This window comes from Acidobacteriaceae bacterium (assembly GCA_035944135.1).
Taxonomy (GTDB): Bacteria; Acidobacteriota; Terriglobia; order Terriglobales; family Acidobacteriaceae; genus Granulicella.
Map to the genome: position 1 here is coordinate 758,929 of DASZBM010000002.1, position 17,714 is coordinate 776,642.

11 protein-coding genes are annotated in these 17,714 nt (G+C 62.5%); 2 read left to right on the forward strand and 9 right to left on the reverse strand.

Annotated features, from left to right (window positions below):
• Positions 1-5: 5 nt before the first annotated feature.
• Entirely contained in the window at positions 6-1,064 is a 1,059-nt protein-coding gene (locus VGU25_05890) for an NAD(P)-dependent alcohol dehydrogenase (protein ID HEV2576723.1), read from the forward strand.
• A gap of 8 nt (positions 1,065-1,072) precedes the next feature.
• Here the strand turns inward: VGU25_05890 and VGU25_05895 are convergent, their stop codons facing one another.
• The 4 genes from VGU25_05895 to VGU25_05910 all read right to left on the reverse strand — a co-directional run bounded on the left by VGU25_05895 (position 1,073) and on the right by VGU25_05910 (position 8,555).
• Positions 1,073-2,977 (reverse strand): alpha-amylase family glycosyl hydrolase, encoded by a 1,905-nt coding sequence (locus tag VGU25_05895; GenBank protein HEV2576724.1) that lies wholly within the window; start codon positions 2,975-2,977, stop codon positions 1,073-1,075.
• 118 nt (positions 2,978-3,095) lie between these two features.
• Positions 3,096-5,078, reverse strand: coding sequence for a S53 family serine peptidase (locus VGU25_05900; GenBank protein HEV2576725.1), 1,983 nt, complete (start codon positions 5,076-5,078; stop codon positions 3,096-3,098).
• 292 nt (positions 5,079-5,370) lie between these two features.
• Entirely contained in the window at positions 5,371-6,468 is a 1,098-nt protein-coding gene (locus VGU25_05905; protein HEV2576726.1) for a hypothetical protein, read from the reverse strand.
• Between the two features lie 107 nt (positions 6,469-6,575).
• Positions 6,576-8,555, reverse strand: coding sequence for a PAS domain-containing protein (locus VGU25_05910; protein HEV2576727.1), 1,980 nt, complete (start codon positions 8,553-8,555; stop codon positions 6,576-6,578).
• Between the two features lie 188 nt (positions 8,556-8,743).
• On the opposite strand from VGU25_05910, the gene VGU25_05915 reads away from it, so the two are divergent.
• Positions 8,744-9,007 carry a hypothetical protein gene (locus VGU25_05915; protein HEV2576728.1) on the forward strand — a complete coding sequence of 88 codons (264 nt, stop codon included), beginning with the start codon at positions 8,744-8,746 and terminating at the stop codon, positions 9,005-9,007.
• A gap of 9 nt (positions 9,008-9,016) precedes the next feature.
• Here VGU25_05915 and VGU25_05920 read toward each other — a convergent pair whose 3' ends face one another.
• From VGU25_05920 to ileS, 5 genes are all read right to left on the reverse strand, one after another.
• Positions 9,017-10,051, reverse strand: coding sequence for a hypothetical protein (locus tag VGU25_05920; GenBank protein ID HEV2576729.1), 1,035 nt, complete (start codon positions 10,049-10,051; stop codon positions 9,017-9,019).
• A gap of 97 nt (positions 10,052-10,148) precedes the next feature.
• The gene (locus tag VGU25_05925) at positions 10,149-10,895 is read right to left on the reverse strand and encodes a hypothetical protein (GenBank protein ID HEV2576730.1); all 747 of its coding nucleotides are present in this window, start codon (positions 10,893-10,895) and stop codon (positions 10,149-10,151) included.
• Between the two features lie 152 nt (positions 10,896-11,047).
• Positions 11,048-14,110: an excinuclease ABC subunit UvrA gene (gene uvrA / locus VGU25_05930; GenBank protein ID HEV2576731.1), complete on the reverse strand. Its 3,063-nt coding sequence runs from the start codon at positions 14,108-14,110 to the stop codon at positions 11,048-11,050.
• Between the two features lie 84 nt (positions 14,111-14,194).
• Complete coding sequence (lspA, locus tag VGU25_05935; GenBank protein ID HEV2576732.1) at positions 14,195-14,713, reverse strand: signal peptidase II; 519 nt, start codon at positions 14,711-14,713, stop codon at positions 14,195-14,197.
• Positions 14,713-17,655: an isoleucine--tRNA ligase gene (gene ileS / locus VGU25_05940; GenBank protein HEV2576733.1), complete on the reverse strand. Its 2,943-nt coding sequence runs from the start codon at positions 17,653-17,655 to the stop codon at positions 14,713-14,715. Before ileS ends, lspA begins: the two co-directional genes overlap by 1 nt.
• Positions 17,656-17,714: the final 59 nt, after the last annotated feature.

Sequence of the window (17,714 nt, forward strand, 5' to 3'; positions counted from 1 at the left end):
GAATTATGTACAACGCCAAGGCTTACTCAGTCGCCAGTGCAACATCGCCGTTTGCCCCCACCTCGATCGAGCGGCGCGATCCAACCGGCACGGATGTGCAGATGGACATACTGTTCTGCGGGATCTGTCACTCGGACCTTCACCAGGCGAGGAACGAGTGGAAGGATTTTATGCCGACGGTTTATCCGTGCATACCGGGTCATGAAATTGTGGGTCGCGTGACGAAGGTCGGGGCGGACGTGAAGAAGTTCAAGGAGGGAGACATTGCGTCGGTCGGCTGCATGGTGGATTCGGATGGGACGTGTCCGGAGTGCAAGGCGGGGCAGGAGCAGTTCTGTCCGAATGTGACGCTGACATATAACTTCCCGGACAAGCATACGGGCGGTGTGACCTATGGAGGGTACTCGGACAGCATTGTGGTGGACGAGCGGTTTGTGCTGAAGGTGCCGAAAAACCTGGACCTGGCGGGTGCGGCGCCGCTGCAGTGCGCGGGCATTACGACTTACTCGCCGATGCGGCACTGGGGCGTGACGAAGGGCAAGAAGGTGGGCGTGGTTGGGCTCGGCGGGCTGGGCCACATGGGAGTGAAGTTTGCGCATGCGCTGGGAGCGCACACGGTGGTGTTTACGACGTCGCCGAGCAAGAAGGATGACGCGGTGCGGCTAGGCGCCGATGAGGTGATTCTGTCGAAGGATGCGAACGACATGCAAAAGCATATCGGGAGCTTCGACTTCATTCTCGATGCGGTTGCTGCCGAACACGACATTAATAGCTATCTGCAAATGCTGCGGAGGGATGGCAGCATGGTGCTGGTCGGCGCGCCGGAGAAGCCGATGCCGATCTCGAGCTTCAATCTGATCATTGGCCGGAAGAGTTTGTCGGGGTCGATGATTGGAGGGATTGCGGAGACGCAGGAGATGCTGGACTTCTGCGGCGATCACAACATCACGGCGGACGTTGAGGTGATTCCGATCCAGAAGGTGAATGAGGCTTACGAGCGGCTGCTGAAGGCGGATGTGAAGTACAGGTTCTCGATCGATATGGCTTCGCTGAAGTACGAGTAAGGCGATTCCTAATCCTGCGACAGGATGATGCAGGTGTAGGGACCTATGCCGATGTTGCCGCTGAAGGGCATGCCGTTCAGTGCGGGGCCACTAGCCGTCGTGTCAAAACTGCTCCAGTTGGAGAACGAGGAGTCGTAGGTGTTCGCGTCGCTGTTGAAGCGGACGCGCCACATGCCGCTGCGCGGAAGGCCGATCGCGTAGCTGGCGTAGCCGACGTTCGCGAAGTTGCAGACCACGATGACATCGTCTCCGGGACCGCCCTGATTCCAGCGGTGGTAGACGAGCATGTTGTCGGCGAAGATGGGAAGGATGTGCAGGTTTGCGCCTTGCAGGCCGCGGGTGTTGTTGAACCAGTTGCGGCGGAGGTGGATCATATCGCGGTAGAGGTTGGTGATGCCGGCGAAGGTGGTTGCCATGGTCCAGTCGATCTGGGCGGGCTGGGCTTCGCCGTTGTAGAACGGTTGCCAGGCGAGGAACTCCTGGCCTTCAAAGATCATGGGGATGGCGGGCGCGGTCAGGATGACGGCAGCGGCGAGTGTGGAGCGCTTCTTCGACTCCCAACTGTTGGATTGGCCTGGATGGATGAGGTCGGGCAGACGGCCGCCGAGGTAGCTGCCGGGATCATCTCTGTCGTGGTTTTCGGTGTAGACGACGTACTTGAATGCGTTGGCTCCGCTGAGCGCGTTGAGCGCGTCGACGATGGGCTGCATGGGGCGCGCGGCGTCGTCGGAGGGAATGACGGCGTTGCGCAGCGCAAAGCAGAGTGAGTCACTCCACTGCGCGGAGAAGCCGTAGCCTCCGTTTGTGAGGGGAGCGGTGATCTGACTCCAGTTCTGCAGGTCTTCGGCGATGGTGAGCTTCCAGGGTTGCGCGGCCTGCACCTGCTGATTGATCTCCTTGAGAAGAGCGATTCCGTTGGCGTCGTCGCGCTCAAGCGTGCCCTTGTACTGGATTCCGCGGATGTTGATGGTGGAATCGAAACGGAGGCCGTCGAGGAATCGCATCTGGAGCCAACGGGTTACGTTGTCGCAGAGATAGTCCTTGACCTCTGTCCGGCCGAAGTCGAAGCGCGAGTGCGAGTAGTCGGTGTGACCGAGGGAAGCGTCCTGATAGAAGTAGTCGCCGCCGTTCACGGGGGAATAGCCGCACCACTGGCATTGGATTCCCGGTATCGACCAGCCATCGAACTGCGCCAGGTCGGTGTCTCCGAGGTGGTTGTAGACGACGTCGAGAATTACGGCGATTTGAAGGCCGTGAACCGCATTGACGAAATCACGGAAGGCGTCGGGGCCGCCGTAGGTGTCTTCCACTGCGAAGATGTAGCCGGGGTTGTAGCCGGAAGAGGTGACGGTGAGGAACTGGCCGAGGGGCATGATCTCGATGGCGTTGAAACAGACGCCGGTGGCCTGGCTGCCGATGGAGTTCAATTTGTTGAGTGCTGTTATGAGGGTGCCCTGGCCGCCGGCAGCGGGGGTGGTGAAGGTGCCGATGTGCAGCTCGTAGATGACGATCTCGTTCCAGTTCGGCATGGTGAAGCCGGTGGAGGTGTCGTAGGTCACGGTTTGGCTCGAGACCTTTGCCTTCCAGAGCAACTGGAGGTTCGTTGCGCCGGCGGCGACGTCTTTGAAGACGGAGTAAGCGTAGGGGTCGACGCGCAATCCGGGGCCGGGGATGTAGAACTTGTAGTTGTCACCGACGCTGGCTCCCGGCACGTCCACCGACCAATAGCCACTCGTGCCATCCGGAGCGAGCGGGTTGGCGGTCGTGCTCCAGCTATTGAAGTCGCCGGCGACCGAGACGGAGGATGCAAACTTCGCCCAGACGCGGAAGGTTACGCCTCCGGCATATGGGATCGATCCCATGCCGGATTTCGTAGAAGAGACAGGCGCGGGTACAGCGGTTGCAGTTCCCATAGAAGCGCTCCGTGGTCGTGCGGGATCGAAACGTTCGCTGCCGGGAAATGGGAATAAGAAAACCCCATCCAAGATAGGTCCTGGATGGGGTTTCCGCATAGGTATTCAGGGTTGAACTCTAGGGATTGCTGGGCGTGCCGGGTGTGCCGGCAGGCGCGGCGTTCTGGAGCTGGAGGAAGTTCTTGACGTCGAGCGTGCCGTTGCCCAGGACCGTGCTGTAGGGCTGGCCGGGCGTGACGGTGTAGCCGTTGTTGTTGCCTTGAATGTTGCGGTGGAAGTACTGAAGAGGTGCAGGAGCCTTTGCGCCGCCGGCAACGGTCTGCAGGAGCGACAGGCTGTAGATGAGCGGGTTGGCGTTGCCCATGCGGCCGTTCAGCTCGACATCGAGCGCGAGGACGCCGGCCATCTCGGGCGAGGACGAGCTGGTGCCGATGACGAGGTCCAAACCACCACCGACCCAGATGATGTCTGCGCTGGTCGGTTCGCTGCAGGCGCCTGCGGCGATGTCCGCGTCCGCAGGGCAGCCGCCCATCATGAGTGAGGCATCAGGAACGGCGCGGCCGGGCTGGGAGGTTGGAGTGAGAAGTTGATAGAGAGGCTTGGGGAAGATGACGCTGTAGCCGCCGCCGGAGCCCCAGGTGTTGTTGTTGACGGAGACGATATCGCCGGGAGCGAGCTCAAACTCCGCGGGAAGGAGCGGATCGAACTGGGCGTTCTCCTGCGAGTAGGTGGAGTCGTTGGGGGTGGGAGTGGGGACTGTGACGAGGTTGGTGCCGCCGATGCCGCTGACGGACGGGTCCGAGGCCGGATATTCGACGCCCTTGACGAAGGAGGTGCCGTCGGTGGGGTTGTTGATGAAGGCGGACGAGAGGCAGGGAACGGCACCGCTGTCGCCGGAGCTGGCGAGGAAGGTGATGCCTTGCGCGTTGCCCTGCAGGAAGAGCTGGTGGATTTGTTTGGGGATGCTGGTGAAGTCGGTGCCGCCGTTGTACGCGGCTGTGAAGTAAAGCTCGCACCCGCCGAAGGAGGAGCTGACGACATCGACGGAGTTGTCATCGTCGATGGCGGCATAGGCGTCTGCCTCGGAGGCGTAGGTGAGGTCAGGCATGTCGTAGATGGTCTCCTGAGCGCCGGGTGCGGTGCCGAGAGACATCTGGGTGTCGAGGGAGGCCTCGACGGCGCTGGCGGAGCCGGGATTGAAGGGGCCGCTGCCGCCGTCGACGGGGCGAATGGTGACGGAGGGCACGGGGAGGTTAGAGACGGCAGAGTAGTCCTGGATGTCGACGAAGGGACCGAGGGAGAGCGAGGTGTTGAAGCTGTTGTTGATGTCCGCTGGGTCGATGACGGAGTCGATGACGATGGCGATGTGCGAGCCTACGCCGGCGATCTGCTTCTTCTTAGGCGAGAAGAAGGATCCCGCTTCCGTTTGAAACGAGGGCAGCGAGTAGGCTTCGTTGAGGTCGTCCGGCAGGTAGAAGAGAGCGGCGGTAGAGATGCGCTGGTCCGGCGAGACGCTGTGAGTGGAGGCGAGCTGGCCAAGGGTTGAGGAGGCTGCGGCGAGCTGTGAGGAGTGGACGTGCGCCGCGAGCTCCGGGTAGAAGGCGGGGATGACTGCGCCGGCGGCTGCGAGCTCTGCGGGCAACGTGAGAGGACGCGCGTGGGCAGACAGCCTGATCTTTCCGTTCCGGGTTTTGACCTGGTTAAGGCGAGTGGAGAAGAGGGCTTCGACCGCGGCGACGGGGCCGGTGACCTCGATGCTTTGCGTGTGTTCGGCGGTGATGGTGAAGCCGGCGCCTTCGAGGCGGTTGATGACGCGCTGGACGTCGCCGGGATTGGGACCGAAGCGCGACTTGAACTCGGAGGGCGTGAGCCACTGGTGATAGCTGGGCGAGGAGGAGTTGGTCTGGTCAGCTACAAGCTGCTCGAGAGCGGCAGTGTTGCGGAGAGGAAGGAAGACGCTGAAGTGGGTGGTGGTAGCGGGATCTGCGGCTCCGAGCACCTGAGGTGTGGCGAGTTTCGCCGAATTGCTGGATTGTGAAATGGCAGGAGATGTGAGAGCACAGACAAACGTGGCCGTCGCAACGAGCGCGCGAAGTTTCATGGGTGATCCTCTGATTCCAGGGAAGAAGATGGATTGGGAAGCGGGGTTGACTATAGTGTCTATCTGCGACGTTTGCCTAGGGGAATCCTGAATGCTTTCCACAGAAGAGGCGAAGTGAAAGAGCCTGAGCGAGATAACCCCATCCAGTAGCGCCTGGATGGGGTCCCCGGCGAGCCGGCCGCTCTGGGGATCCACCCCAGCGACCAGAGAACGGTCGCCGGGGGCCCCGGGGATAGGTCGGCTCGCAGGCTTGGCGCGGGTGAGGGTTAGTACAGCAAGTTGAAAATAGAACTCAAGTCAGCAGGTTGAAGGTATTCGTTGCGTCGTCGACGAAGTAGACGCCGGCGGGTGTGGCGAGCAGACCGAAGAGCGCGCCGGAGCCTGGAGGACTGCCGGAGCTGTCGACGAGTTTGGTGGCGACCTGAGTGTGGGTTGATGGGTTGATTTCGACGAGGTTGCCGTCGTCACCATTGGCGGCGATGAGGTCGCCGTTGGGTGCGAGGGTGAGACCTAGAGGATCGTTGAGTGAACCACCCGAGGAGACGGTTGTGCCGGTGCCGGCGCTGAAGAAGCGGGAGAGCGCGTTGGGAATGGCGGCGATGCGGTTGTCGATGCTGTCGGCGACGTAAAGCGTGTCGCTGGCGGGATCAAAGGCGACGCCGGTGGGGCCGATGACGAGCGCCGCAGGATCGGTGGTCTCGGGGAAGCCGGAACCGATGACGGTGCTGTCGAGGACGAAGGGCACTGGGCCATTCGTGGAGAGAAGAAGGCGAACGACGGTTCCGCCGTTTACGGTGTTACCGTCGGCGGCGACGGTGCCGTTGAGGACGTTGGTGACGAAGAGAGTGGCGCGCGAACCGTCGTCAACGGCAGTCATGTCCCAGGGACCGTTGAGGTGGTTGCCGACGATGGTGTCGACGACCTTGCCGTGGTCGTTGAGGACGATGAGACAGCCGGGGCCACTGATGATTCCGTTGTGCATGGTGGGAAGGCTGCCGACGATGACGAAGCCGCTACGCAGAGCGACGAGAGCTGTCGTGAGGCCGACGCCGCCGGGGCAGAAGACGCTGTCCGGGTGGATTTTGGCGAATAGGCTGAAGTCGCCGGAGGGCGAGATTTGAACGATGGTTGTGCCGGTGCCCTGAACGTTGTCGGAATTGTTGAAGTTGCTGATGAGGAAGTTGCCCGCGACGAGCTTGCCCTGAGTGGCGGGAACCTGCGCGACGCCATAGGGGTTGACGTCGCCGTTGGCGGGAACGGTCGAACTGAGGGTAGTGATCGTGTTGAGCGGCCCGATGAAGGAGCTGGCACGCGCGAGGGACGTCCCGGCAAGCGCGAGTAGAGCGAGGAAAGAAAGCCCACGGGCCCGGAGTGTGAGCGAATGTTGCATGTGCATCCTCCTAAGGGGCGTGCGCGGATGGGCGCAGGATCAGGGATACGCCGCAGGAGGAGCCGAGTTGTCATCAGGGTGTCTGGAGTTTGTAAATGCGCGGGGAGTCAGGCGGTGGGGAGCGCTTCCTCCGGCTGGTCAGGGATAAAGATAGCGAAGACGGTGCCGGAGGGGCGACCGCTGCGGCTGCGGACGCGCATGGTGCCGCCGTGCTTTTGGATGATGTCCCTGGCCACCCAGAGACCAAGCCCGGTGCCGGTCGCTTCCTTGGTGGTGAAGAAGGGCTCGTAGAGACGACGCAGGGTTTCGGGCGGCATGCCGATGCCGGTGTCAGCGACAGTCAGGCGAACTCCAGCGTCACCGGTTCCGGGATCTCGCGCCTGGCGGACACGAACGATAAGCTCGCGATGAGGTTGGCCCGCCAGCGCATCGATCGCGTTGCCGATGAGGTTGGCGATGACCTGACGGAGCTCGTTGGCAAAGAGCAGGATTGGGTCATGGTGGCTGTACTGGCGATGGACGTTGATCTGGCCGGTGCGGATGCGGCCTTCGTGCAGGGTGAGAACGGAATCGACGAGGTGGCTGATGTTGGTGGCCGAGGGGCGGGCGGTGCGTCGGTTGAAGCGCAGGGTCTCCGTCGCGATGTGGCTGACGCGCGCAAGCTCAAGCTGTGCCTGGTCGAGATAGGAGCAAATCTCGGGGGAGGCGTCCCGCTGTGCGAGGTAGATGAGATTGACTATGGCCTCGAGAGGATTGTTGATCTCGTGAGCAATGGAACTGGCGAGGCGGCCGACGACAGCGAGCTTTTCGTTTTCACGCAGGCCGCTTTCGGCGCGCTTGCGGGCGGTGATATTGGTGGCGGCGCCGAACCACTCGGTGATTTCGCCGTCGGCATCGAGCAGCGGAATGGCGCGAGAGAATGTCCATCCGACAGAGCCGTCGGTTTGGATGACACGGTGCTCGAGCTCGACGATTTTTTTGCCGGCGATCGCGAGCTTTATGGTCTCAAGAACAAGGTCCTGGTCATCGGGATGGATGTACTGGTTGAGCCAGTCGCGATTCGGCGAGTCGGTATCCGAGAGAAAGCCGCTGCCACGAAGGGCGGACATCTCGGTCCAGTCGGCGTTCATGCGGAAGATGACATCCGAAGTGGCGTTGACGAGAGCGCGGAAATAGCGCTCGCTTTTATTGAGGGCAGCTTGTGCGGCGCGGCGATCGGATATGTCGATGCAGTACTCGGCTATCGTGCCGTCGCCGAGGGCGCGGCCGGCAAAGAGCATCCAGCGGCGGCTTCCGTCTTTGAGGAGGTATTCCTTTTCGTAAGGACCAATGCGTCCGGTCTGGGCGAATTGCTCCATCTGCGCTTCGCTCGCCGCGACGTGCTCGGGCGGTGTCAGCGTGCGCCAATGCAGCTGGGCAGAGGTCACGTCCGTCTGGGTGTAGCCGGTCATGCGGAGGAAGACATCATTGGCGCCGACGACGAAGCCGTCCATGTTGAAGAAGATGACTCCGACGGCGTCGGTCTCGAGGACTCGCCTGAGTCGTTGCTCGGACTGGAGGAGCGCAAGTTCGCTGCGGGATTTTTCACGCTCGGCGAGTACTCGGGAGGTGGTCTCGAGTCCGATGGCGAGGATACCGCCGACGGAGCCATCGAAGTTGTGCACGGGACCATAGGAGAGATCGAACCATGAGTCCTCGGGAGCGTCGGCGCGGGCGTACCGAAAGAGCAGGTTTTCGAGGACAACGACTTCGCCTTGCCAGACACGGTCGACGAGCGGCTGATAGGTTTCGGCGATCTCGGGAAAGGATTCGAGAAGCGGCCTACCGAGAGCGGAGGGGTGCCGGGAACCGATGAGCGAGATGTAGGGGTCGTTATAGAAGAGGATGAGGTCTCGGCCCCATTGCAGTGTTGCCGGGAAGCCGCACCCGAGAAGGATGTCGATGGCGGAACGGAGAGGTGCGGGCCAACTTTGGACAGGCCCGAGTGGCGTGCCGGACCAGTCGAGTTTGCGAATGCGGTCGGCCATTTCGCTCGCGCTTCGCGGCCACACGGCACTCCATTTGGGCTCCTCCAGCTCGGTTGGCATTGCTAGCGCTCAAATAATTGGAATGGACTGACGTACGAGAGTCGATTGTACCGAGAGACGGTCCGGTACGGCATCTCCCAGAAGGTCGTTCTCGGCCGGAAGGGGGCAGGAATACAGTCGCGGAGGGGAAGCCGCGAAGTCGAAAATCTGCGTCAAAACATATTGCGGACCGGCTGAACGGAGCGCTTATGAACGGCTTGATCGAATGTGGAACCTTTGCCCCCCTGACGATGACAGACCACGAAATGCTGCGGCGAGCGGCCATGCGCTACTCGGAGCTTGTGCGAGAGCGTGATTATCTCCTGGGATTGATGTTCCTCGCGGTGAGGACAGGCGACACGAACCTGAAGGCCACGACGAAGAAACGGCTCGCCGACGCGGAGATTGAGTGTAATAAGTGCTACGCGGCGCTGCGGGGCGGCGGGCAGGAGACGCTCAGCGAGGCGGCTTAGTGACGGCACCTATTGTTTGCGCGTTGCCGACCAGCGGCCGTCGGTAAGCCCTTCGATCTTCATACGACCGGCGCCGGAGTTCTGGTCGATCCAGCCGGCAAGGGTTGCGGTGACAGAGCCGGGCAATTCGGGCCATGTGCCACTCACGGTGAGCTCGACGTAGCCGTCGCGCCACGTGCCATTGACGGGCTGGTCAGGGCCGAGGCCGCCGGACCATAGACCGGCGATGGTCGAGCCTTCGCGCACGAGCTTCATCGTTCCGCCGAAGCTGCCGGCGTCACCGAGGCAGGTGACGGTCCAGGTGCCGGCGATCTCGCCATCGTTGGTGATGGGTTCAGGTGTGTCGCTGGTGATTTTGAGGTTCGAAAAGTAGGACTCTTCGCGCGTGTAGCCCCAGAGGCCGATCGCGCCATCGAGGCTGTCGCCCTTGAGGCCGTCGATGGTGAGGCTGGGATCGGTGGAGTTGTTGAGATAGAGACGCGCCTTGCGGCCGTGCACATCGATTTTGACGTGCGTCCACTGCTCGGGCTGGAGGTTGGCCCACGACTCGTAGATGGAGGGCCACTCGCGGCGAAGCTTTTGCCAGGGGAAGGATGGCTCGGAGACGTACTGGACGGAGTGATTGCGCATGGCCTGATCCTGGGCATGCGAGTTGCCGGGGCGCAGATAGAAGAGCTCGAAATGCGAGGCGTCCGGCGCGGCGCGGAAGGCGATGCCGGTGAAGCCGGGCGCACGCTGGCCCGGAGGTGCAGTCACCTTTGTGGCGAGGTCGACCTCGATGGTTCCGTCGTGGAACTGCGAGCCTTTGAGCAGGACCATACCGGCACCGTCTTCGCCGGGACGCGTGAGGCGAACGGCTTTGCGGCCGAGGTATTCGGCCGGCTCGGCGTGGAGACCCTGTTCGATGAGGTCTTTGGTGTCGGTCAGGCCGAAGGTCTGGGTCGGCGGTGTGTCAGGGCTGAGAGGAGCGGCGGCACGGAGCGGCGGCACGGACAGCAGGACAGCGGCGGCGCAGGGGATCAGGCATCGTTGTGTGCGGTTCATGCGCCAGAACGATACGACCGCATGAGGCCGGACGCAATATTGCCGTGACGAAGCGTAGCGAGAACGGGACGAATGCGAGCGACGAGATTGGTGCAGGTTAGCCGACGATGACGTTGGTGACTTTAACCCACCATGCAGGAGCGCCGAGGAATAAGTACACGGCAGTGGCCTGCACGATGATCAAGGCCGGGAGAGCGATGCGATAGATGGTGTGGACGCGTCGGTTGACGAGAAGATCGCGCACGACGCCGAGAAGGATTACTGCGTCGACGCCGAGGTAAAAGATAGTGTGGTTGGCGAGGTAGGGGAAGCGTCCGAAGGCCGCGGCGAGCAGGACGCTGGTTGCAATGAAGATGGAGCGGCGATGCAGCTCGGGCTTGCGGCGCCAATAGATGGCGAGCAGGAAGAAAGTGGTGAAGCTGAGCATGTCAGTCAGCTGAATACCGGGGAAGGTCACCATTTCCGTTGCGTGGAGTTGATGCACGTCAAAGCGCGTCATGACATAGGCCGTGTACAGGCCCAGTGGAATCATGAAGGTGCCGAGCGCGACTCCGAACCAGCCAAGGGTTCTGTGTATACGGACGTTGTGCGTGCGCACAAGCGCGGATTGCAGGACGAAGAAGAGCACCCACGTGGAGAATGTCGCGCCATGAACCCAGAGGATGCCGGGGCGCGGAATGGTGGGGTGAATGAGATTGGCATTGACGGTCTGGCCGAAGCCGAGGACGACGATGACAATCGTGAGCAGAGACATCGCGAAGTAGAAATATTTGTCGATGAGACCGTTGCGGCCGATGACGCGGTAAGAAGGCCGCGCGATGACGGCTTGTGAGGCTGAAGCCATGGATGAACCTCGGCGTCGCTTGCTTCTGGGGTCGAAGAGCAGACGAAGGATTATTTGAAGGCTGGCCGGAAGTGGGAGAAGTCTAGCACGCGGAGTTCATCACGCGTGCGGATAGAAGCTCGGCAGAAATCTGCGCGGGTCCGAGAGGATCGTTAGTTTGAGGTGGTGAGCTTGAGTACGGGAGCGAGCCAGTGGCCGGTGTGACTTTTTGGGTCGGCAGCGATCTCTTCGGGCGTGCCGGTGGCCACGACCTGGCCGCCGCCATTGCCGCCCTCCGGGCCCATGTCGATGACCCAGTCGGCGGATTTGATGACGTCGAGGTTGTGCTCGATGACGAGAAGAGAGCCACCGCCGTCGATGAGCTTGCGGAAGGCGGCGAGAAGCTTGGCGACGTCTTCAAAGTGGAGGCCAGTGGTCGGCTCGTCGAGGATGTAGAGAATGCGCGAGGCTGCACGGCGTGCCTGGCCGTTTGATGATGTGGGCGAGGAAGAGCGCACGGTGGCGAGATGCTGGGCGAGTTTCACGCGCTGGGCTTCGCCGCCGGAGAGCGTGGTGGCGGACTGGCCGAGGCGAACGTAGCCGAGACCAACCTCGTCGAGTACGGCGAGCTTGTCGACGATCTTTGGATGGCCGGCGAAGAAGGTGATGGCCTCGCGCACGGTCATGCAGAGGACATCGTGGATGTTCTTGCCCTTGTATTTGACCTCCAGGACGGAGGCCTTGTAGCGCGTGCCGTTGCACTCTTCGCAGGGAAGCTCGACGTCGGCGAGGAATTGCATCTCGACGGTGACGGTGCCGTCGCCTTCGCAAACATCGCAGCGGCCACCGGGCACGTTGAAGGAGAACGACCCGGCGGTGAGATTTTTGCGGCGTGCGTCGGGCTGCGCCGCGTAGAGCTCGCGGATGGCGTCGAAGGCCTTGATGTAAGTGACGGGGTTGGAGCGCGGCGTTCGCCCGATGGGCGATTGGTCGACGAGCACGACGTCGTTGAGGAAGTGCGTGCCGGAGAGCTCGCGGTAGGTGTTGGAGATGTCGCCGGAGTCGCCCTGGCCAAGAGCTTGCAGGAGAGCGCGGTAGAGGACCTGATGGACGAGCGTGGATTTGCCGGAGCCCGAGACGCCAGTGACGGCGACGAGCAGGCCGAGCGGGATTTCTACGTCTACGCCGCGCAGATTGTGGATGCGTGCGCCTTTGAGGACGAGCTTCTCGCGGCCGGGCTCGCGACGGAGTTTGGGGACGGCGATTTGTGCGCGGCCGGAGAGGTATTTACCGGTGATGGAGTTCGGGTTGTTGCGAACTTCGTCAACCGTACCGGCGGCGAGCAGCTTGCCGCCGAGTTCGCCGGCGCCGGGGCCGAGATCGAGGAGATGATCGGCAGCGCGGATGACGTCGGGGTCGTGCTCGACGACGAGGATGGTGTTGCCGAGATCGCGGAGCTCTTCCATGATGTGGATGAGGCGCGCGGTGTCGCGCGTGTGCAAGCCGATGGAAGGCTCGTCGAGCACGTAGAGCGCGCCGACGAGACGCGAGCCGAGTGAGGTGGCGAGCTGGATGCGCTGCGACTCGCCGCCGGAAAGCGTGGAGGCGAGGCGATCGAGCGTGAGGTACTCGAGGCCGACCTGCTCGAGGAAGCGGATACGCTGGCGGACTTCTTCGAGAACTTTGCCGGCGATCTCCTGCTGGGATGGCGTGAGGATGAGCGCGTCGAAGAAGTCGCGGGCCTCGGTGATCGTGAGAGCGCAGGCTTCGCAGATGTTCTTCGTGGATGGATTGCACGCGCCGGGGTCACTCGTGAGCATGACGGCACGTGCTTCCGGGCGCAGGCGCTGTCCGCGGCAGTCAGGGCAGGTGGCGTAGCCGCGATATTTTGAGAGGAAGACGCGGACGTGTAGCTTGTACTTTTTGCGTTCGAGCGCTTCAAAGAAACCACGGATGCCGGGGTAGGTGCCGCGGCCGTCGTAGATGAAACGCTGCTGCGCGTCGGTGAGGTCGTACCAGGGGACGTCGAGCGGGATGCCCTCAGCTTTCGCGGCGCGCTTCATCTCCGCATGCCAGGGCGAGCGGTACTTAGGCTTGGTCCAGGGGTCGATCGCGCCGGCGTCGAGAGATTTCGCGCGGTCAGGGATGATGAGGTTCGGATCGAAGTCGATGGTGTTGCCGAAGCCCTGGCAGCGCGGGCAAGCGCCATACGGGTTGTTGAAGCTGAAGAGGCGCGGCTCGGGTTCGCGGTAGGCGCGGTGGCAGGAGGAGCACTCGAACGCTGTGGAGAAGCGGAGCGGAGCCGTGGGAGTTTCACCGTCACGCGGTATAGTCCGGAAGACGATTTCGCCTGCTTCGCGGTAGCCGGTTTCGATGGCGTCGACGAGGCGCGAGCGGGTGTCGGGGCTGAGAGCGAGGCGGTCGGCGAGCACGTAGATCGGGCGAGCGGATTCGTCGGTGCGTGCAGCAGCGGCGAAGTCGAGCTCGAGGAGGGATTCAGGCGTGGAGAACTCGACGATCTTGCCGCTGCTGTTTGGGTCAGCAGCGTCGGCTTGCCAGAGTCTGTTGTAGCCGCGGCGGCGCAGTTCGCCAAGGCGTTCCTTGAGGGCGTCGGTGATGTCGAAGGCGGGCGCGGTTTCTTTCCTGGACTTCGTTGATTTTTTCGCTGCGCGCTTCGGTTTTGGTTCCGGCTCGGGCTCTTCAATTGCCATTGCGGGACCCTGCATGGGCTCGAGTTTTACTTCGCGGAGCTGGATGGGGAAGAGTGCGTAGACCCGCGTGCCTTCTGGTTGCGCGAGGACGCGAGTCACGATTTCGTCGACAGAGTCGCGACGGACAGTGCCGCCGCAGTGCAGGCAGGTGACGGTGCCACAGCGAGCGTAGAGCAGGCGGAGGTAGTCGTAGATTTCGGTTGCGGTGGCGACGGTGGAGCGTGGGTTGCGCGTCTGGTTTTTCTGCTTGATGGCGATGGCGGGCGCGAGGCCGTCCATGAACTCGACGTCGGGTTTCTCAATGCGTTCGAGAAACTGCCGCGCGTAGGCCGAGAGCGATTCGACGTAACGGCGTTGGCCTTCGGCGTAGACGGTGTCAAAGGCGAGCGAGGATTTGCCGGAGCCAGAGACGCCGGAGACGACGGTGAGGGCGTTGTGCGGGATGTCGACGTCGATGCCCTTGAGGTTATGGGTGCGCGCGCCGCGAATGATGATCTGGTCGAGTTGTTGCAGCGGCGGCGGCATTTCCAAACTTACCTCAGGAGCTGAAGCCCCTTCTTATCGAGCATCTTTACGGCACGGCTGAAGCCTGCCCGTTCAAAAACAGAATTATTTTTTTGCGCCGTGCTGGGGACGCAACATTTCGATGAGTAGGAGGCAGGCTCCGATGCAGATGGCGGAGTCGGCGATGTTGAAGTCCGGCCAGTGATAGTGGACGATGTGGACCTCGAGGAAGTCGACGACGTGCGAGAACCGGATGCGGTCGTAGAGGTTTCCGAGGGCGCCGCCAAGGATGAGCGCGAGCGAAAAGGTGATTAAGGAGAACTCGCGGGCAAACTTCCAGAGTAGAACGAGCACGACGATGACCGCGAAGACTGAAAAGGCGATGAGCAGATTGCGGACCAGCGCTGGGGAGGTGGAGCCCTCGAAAAGGCTGAAGGCCGCGCCAGTGTTGAGCACGTGCGTGAGGCGGAAGACGTGCGGGATGATAACGCGCGCGTGCCCCGGACGGATGTTGCGCACAATCCAGAGCTTGGACCAGCGGTCGAGCGCGATGACGATGACAGCGATGATGAGCGCGATAGCACGACCGTCGCGTAGCAGACCTCTCGTTTTCGGAGCCGGCACTATGCGGCCTCCTGCGTGTTGTCGCTGGGAGGAAAGCCGATAGCGTCGAGAGCTTCCGAGCAGCGCGCGCAGACGGAGGGCCAGCGGCCGTCTGAGCCGACATCGGGGACGACGCGCCAGCAGCGTTCGCATTTGGCGCCGGCGGCGACTTCGGCGCGAACGATGAGCGCGGCGGACTCCTTCGTCGCAGCAACGGACTGCACGGTTACTTGTGAGACGTTGAGGAACTCGGGGAGCGCGTCTTCGTAGCGGCGAAGGATGAGGCTGTCGTCGGAGCCCTGAGTCGTGATGAGTGTGACGGCGGCGTCCAGACCTTTGCCGATGGCTTTGTTTGTGCGCAGAGCTTCGAGCTCTATGTTGACGAGTTCGCGGATGCGCAGGAGGTGTGCCCAGTCTTCTTCGAGACCGGCGACGCGGCCGGGAACGATGTCGGCGACGTCAGGGAAGAGCGCGAGGTGGACGCTGGATTCGCGGCCTTCGAGTGCGGGCAGGTGCTGCCAGACCTCGTCGGCGGTGAAGCTGAGGATCGGCGCGATGAGGCGCGTGAGGGCTTCGACGATGCGCCAGAGGGCGGTCTGTGCACTGCGACGCGCGGGAGCGTCGGGCGCGAGGGTGTAGAGGCGGTCTTTGATGACGTCGAGGTAGAGAGCGCTGAGGTCAGTGTTAGTGAACTCGTTGAGGGCTTGATAGGCGCGATGAAATTCGAACTCGTCATAAGCCCGGCGAATAGCGGCGTCGAGCTCGGCGGTGCGCGCGAGGATGTATTGGTCTAAGGGTTGCAGTTGAGTGAAATGCAACGCATGCTGCGGCGGCGCGAAGTCGCTGAGATTGGAGAGCAGGAAGCGGAGTGTATTGCGCAGTTTGCGGTAGTTGTCACTGACGCGCTGCATGAGGTTCTCGCTGGCGGCGACGTCCTCGCGGAAGTCAACGCTGGCGACCCAGAGGCGGACGATCTCGGCGCCGAGACGGTTGGCGACGTCGACGGGATCGACGCCGTTGCCGAGCGATTTGGAAAAGGCGCGGCCTTGTTCGTCGAGCGTCCAGCCGGAGGTGATGGTCATGCGGTAGGGTGCGCAGTCGCGGAGGGCGACGGCGTTGAGGAGCGACGACTGGAACCAGCCGCGGTGCTGGTCGCCGCCTTCGGTGTACATGTCGGCAGGGAACTGGAGCTCCGGTTCCTGCTCGAGCACGGCGAGCCAGGAGGCGCCGGACTCGAACCAGACATCGAGGATGTCCATCTCTTTGCGGAAGTCTTTGCCGCCGCAGTTGGCGCATGTGGTTTTCTTCGGCAGCAGCGCGTTGACATCGTGCCGGTACCAGGCGTCTGCGCCTTCGCGCTCGAAGAGCTCAACGATGGAGCGGTTGATATTCGCGTCATTGAGCGGCTCGTGGCAGCTCTCGCATAGGAAGACGGCGATGGGTACGCCCCAGATGCGTTGCCGCGAGATTGTCCAGTCGGGCCGCGTTGCAACCATGTTGGAGATGCGTTCTTCGCCCCAGGTCGGATCCCAGGTGACGCGCTTGATTTCGTCGAGCGCGCGCTGGCGGAAGGTGGTCTGCTTCTTACCTTCTTTCGGCGAGAGCACCGGAGTGTCCATGCCGATGAACCACTGCTCGGTGGCGCGGAAGATGAGCGGTTTATGGCAACGCCAGCAGTGCGGATAGGAGTGCTCAAGGTTGCTGTAGCCCATCAGGGCGCCGCGCTCGCGGAGAAGGTCGACGATGACGGGGTTGGCCTTGAAGACGAAGAGGCCGTCAAAGGGAAGGCCCTCGTAGTTGCGGAGTTTGCCGTGAGGGTCGACGTTGCAGGTGAGCGGGAGCTCGTACTTCTGGCCAGTCGCGAAGTCGTCGGGACCGTGCGCGGGCGCGGTGTGGACGGCGCCGGTGCCTTGCTCGGTCGTGACGTAGTCGGCGAGCACTCCGAGGATCGAGCGGTCGAGGAAGGGATGCTGGAAAGTTGCGCGATCGAGCTTGGAGCCGGGGAAGGTGGCGAGCTCCGTGGCATTCTTCAGATCGCCGATCTCGTTGCATGCGTCGCGTGTCGCTGCGGCAAGCTCGCGAGCGACGATGTAGACGTGCTTGCCATCATCGAGCGCGACGTATTCGAATTCGGGGTTGAAGGCGACGGCCATGGAGGCGGGGAGCGTCCAGGGCGTGGTCGTCCAGATGATGGTGTAGACCTCGCGGCCGGCGAGGCGCGGATCGATGTGCTCGGGACGCGAGGTGAGCTTATAGCGCACGTAGACGGAGGGTGAGGTGTGCTGCTCGTACTCGACCTCGGCTTCGGCAAGCGCGGTGTGGTCGTGCCAACACCAGTAGACCGGCTTGAGGCCTTTGTAGACGAAGCCCTTTTCGTAGAAGCCGAAGAAGGCTTCGGCGATGCGCGCCTCGTAGGGGAAGTTCATCGTGGAGTATGGGTTGTCCCAGCGGCCGAGGACGCCGAGCCGCTTGAATTGCGTCCGCTGCAGGTCGATGTACTTCTCCGCGTACTCGCGGCAGGCCTGGCGGACCTCGATCGGGTTCAGTTCCAGCTTGCGGCCGCCGAGTTGCTCGTCGACTTTGATCTCGATGGGAAGGCCGTGGCAATCCCAGCCCGGGACGTAGGGCGAGTCGAAGCCGGCCATCGTTTTGGTTTTGACAACGAAGTCCTTGATGCACTTGTTGAGCGCGTGGCCGAGGTGAATAGCGCCGTTGGCGTAGGGCGGCCCATCGTGCAGGATGTATTTGGGCGCACCGGCGCGGGCAGTGCGAATCTGCTCATAGAGGCCGGCGGACTCCCAGGCGGCGAGGCGCTCGGGCTCGCGAGTGGGGAGGTTCGCCTTCATGGCGAAGTCGGTCCTGGGCAGATTCAGGGTGTCTTTCAGCCGCTTTTTCTTGTCTTGCTCCGTAACTACGGGCTGCTTGGATGTGGGCTGGCTAGCAGCGGCGGGCGCGTCGGGCATGAACTCTCCATGTGGGGTCCCGGCGAGCGTTCTTTGCTCGCTGGGGTGACGGTGGCAGC

Bases quoted from the DNA above. Each gene is read 5' to 3' on its own strand.
- VGU25_05890 (HEV2576723.1), top strand. From the start codon at position 6: ATGTACAACGCCAAGGCTTACTCAGTCGCCAGTGCAACATCGCCGTTT.
- VGU25_05895 (HEV2576724.1), bottom strand. From the start codon at position 2,977: ATGGGAACTGCAACCGCTGTACCCGCGCCTGTCTCTTCTACGAAATCC.
- VGU25_05900 (HEV2576725.1), bottom strand. From the start codon at position 5,078: ATGAAACTTCGCGCGCTCGTTGCGACGGCCACGTTTGTCTGTGCTCTC.
- VGU25_05905 (HEV2576726.1), bottom strand. From the start codon at position 6,468: ATGCAACATTCGCTCACACTCCGGGCCCGTGGGCTTTCTTTCCTCGCT.
- VGU25_05910 (HEV2576727.1), bottom strand. From the start codon at position 8,555: ATGCCAACCGAGCTGGAGGAGCCCAAATGGAGTGCCGTGTGGCCGCGA.
- VGU25_05915 (HEV2576728.1), top strand. From the start codon at position 8,744: ATGAACGGCTTGATCGAATGTGGAACCTTTGCCCCCCTGACGATGACA.
- VGU25_05920 (HEV2576729.1), bottom strand. From the start codon at position 10,051: ATGAACCGCACACAACGATGCCTGATCCCCTGCGCCGCCGCTGTCCTG.
- VGU25_05925 (HEV2576730.1), bottom strand. From the start codon at position 10,895: ATGGCTTCAGCCTCACAAGCCGTCATCGCGCGGCCTTCTTACCGCGTC.
- uvrA (HEV2576731.1), bottom strand. From the start codon at position 14,110: ATGCCGCCGCCGCTGCAACAACTCGACCAGATCATCATTCGCGGCGCG.
- ileS (HEV2576733.1), bottom strand. From the start codon at position 17,655: ATGCCCGACGCGCCCGCCGCTGCTAGCCAGCCCACATCCAAGCAGCCC.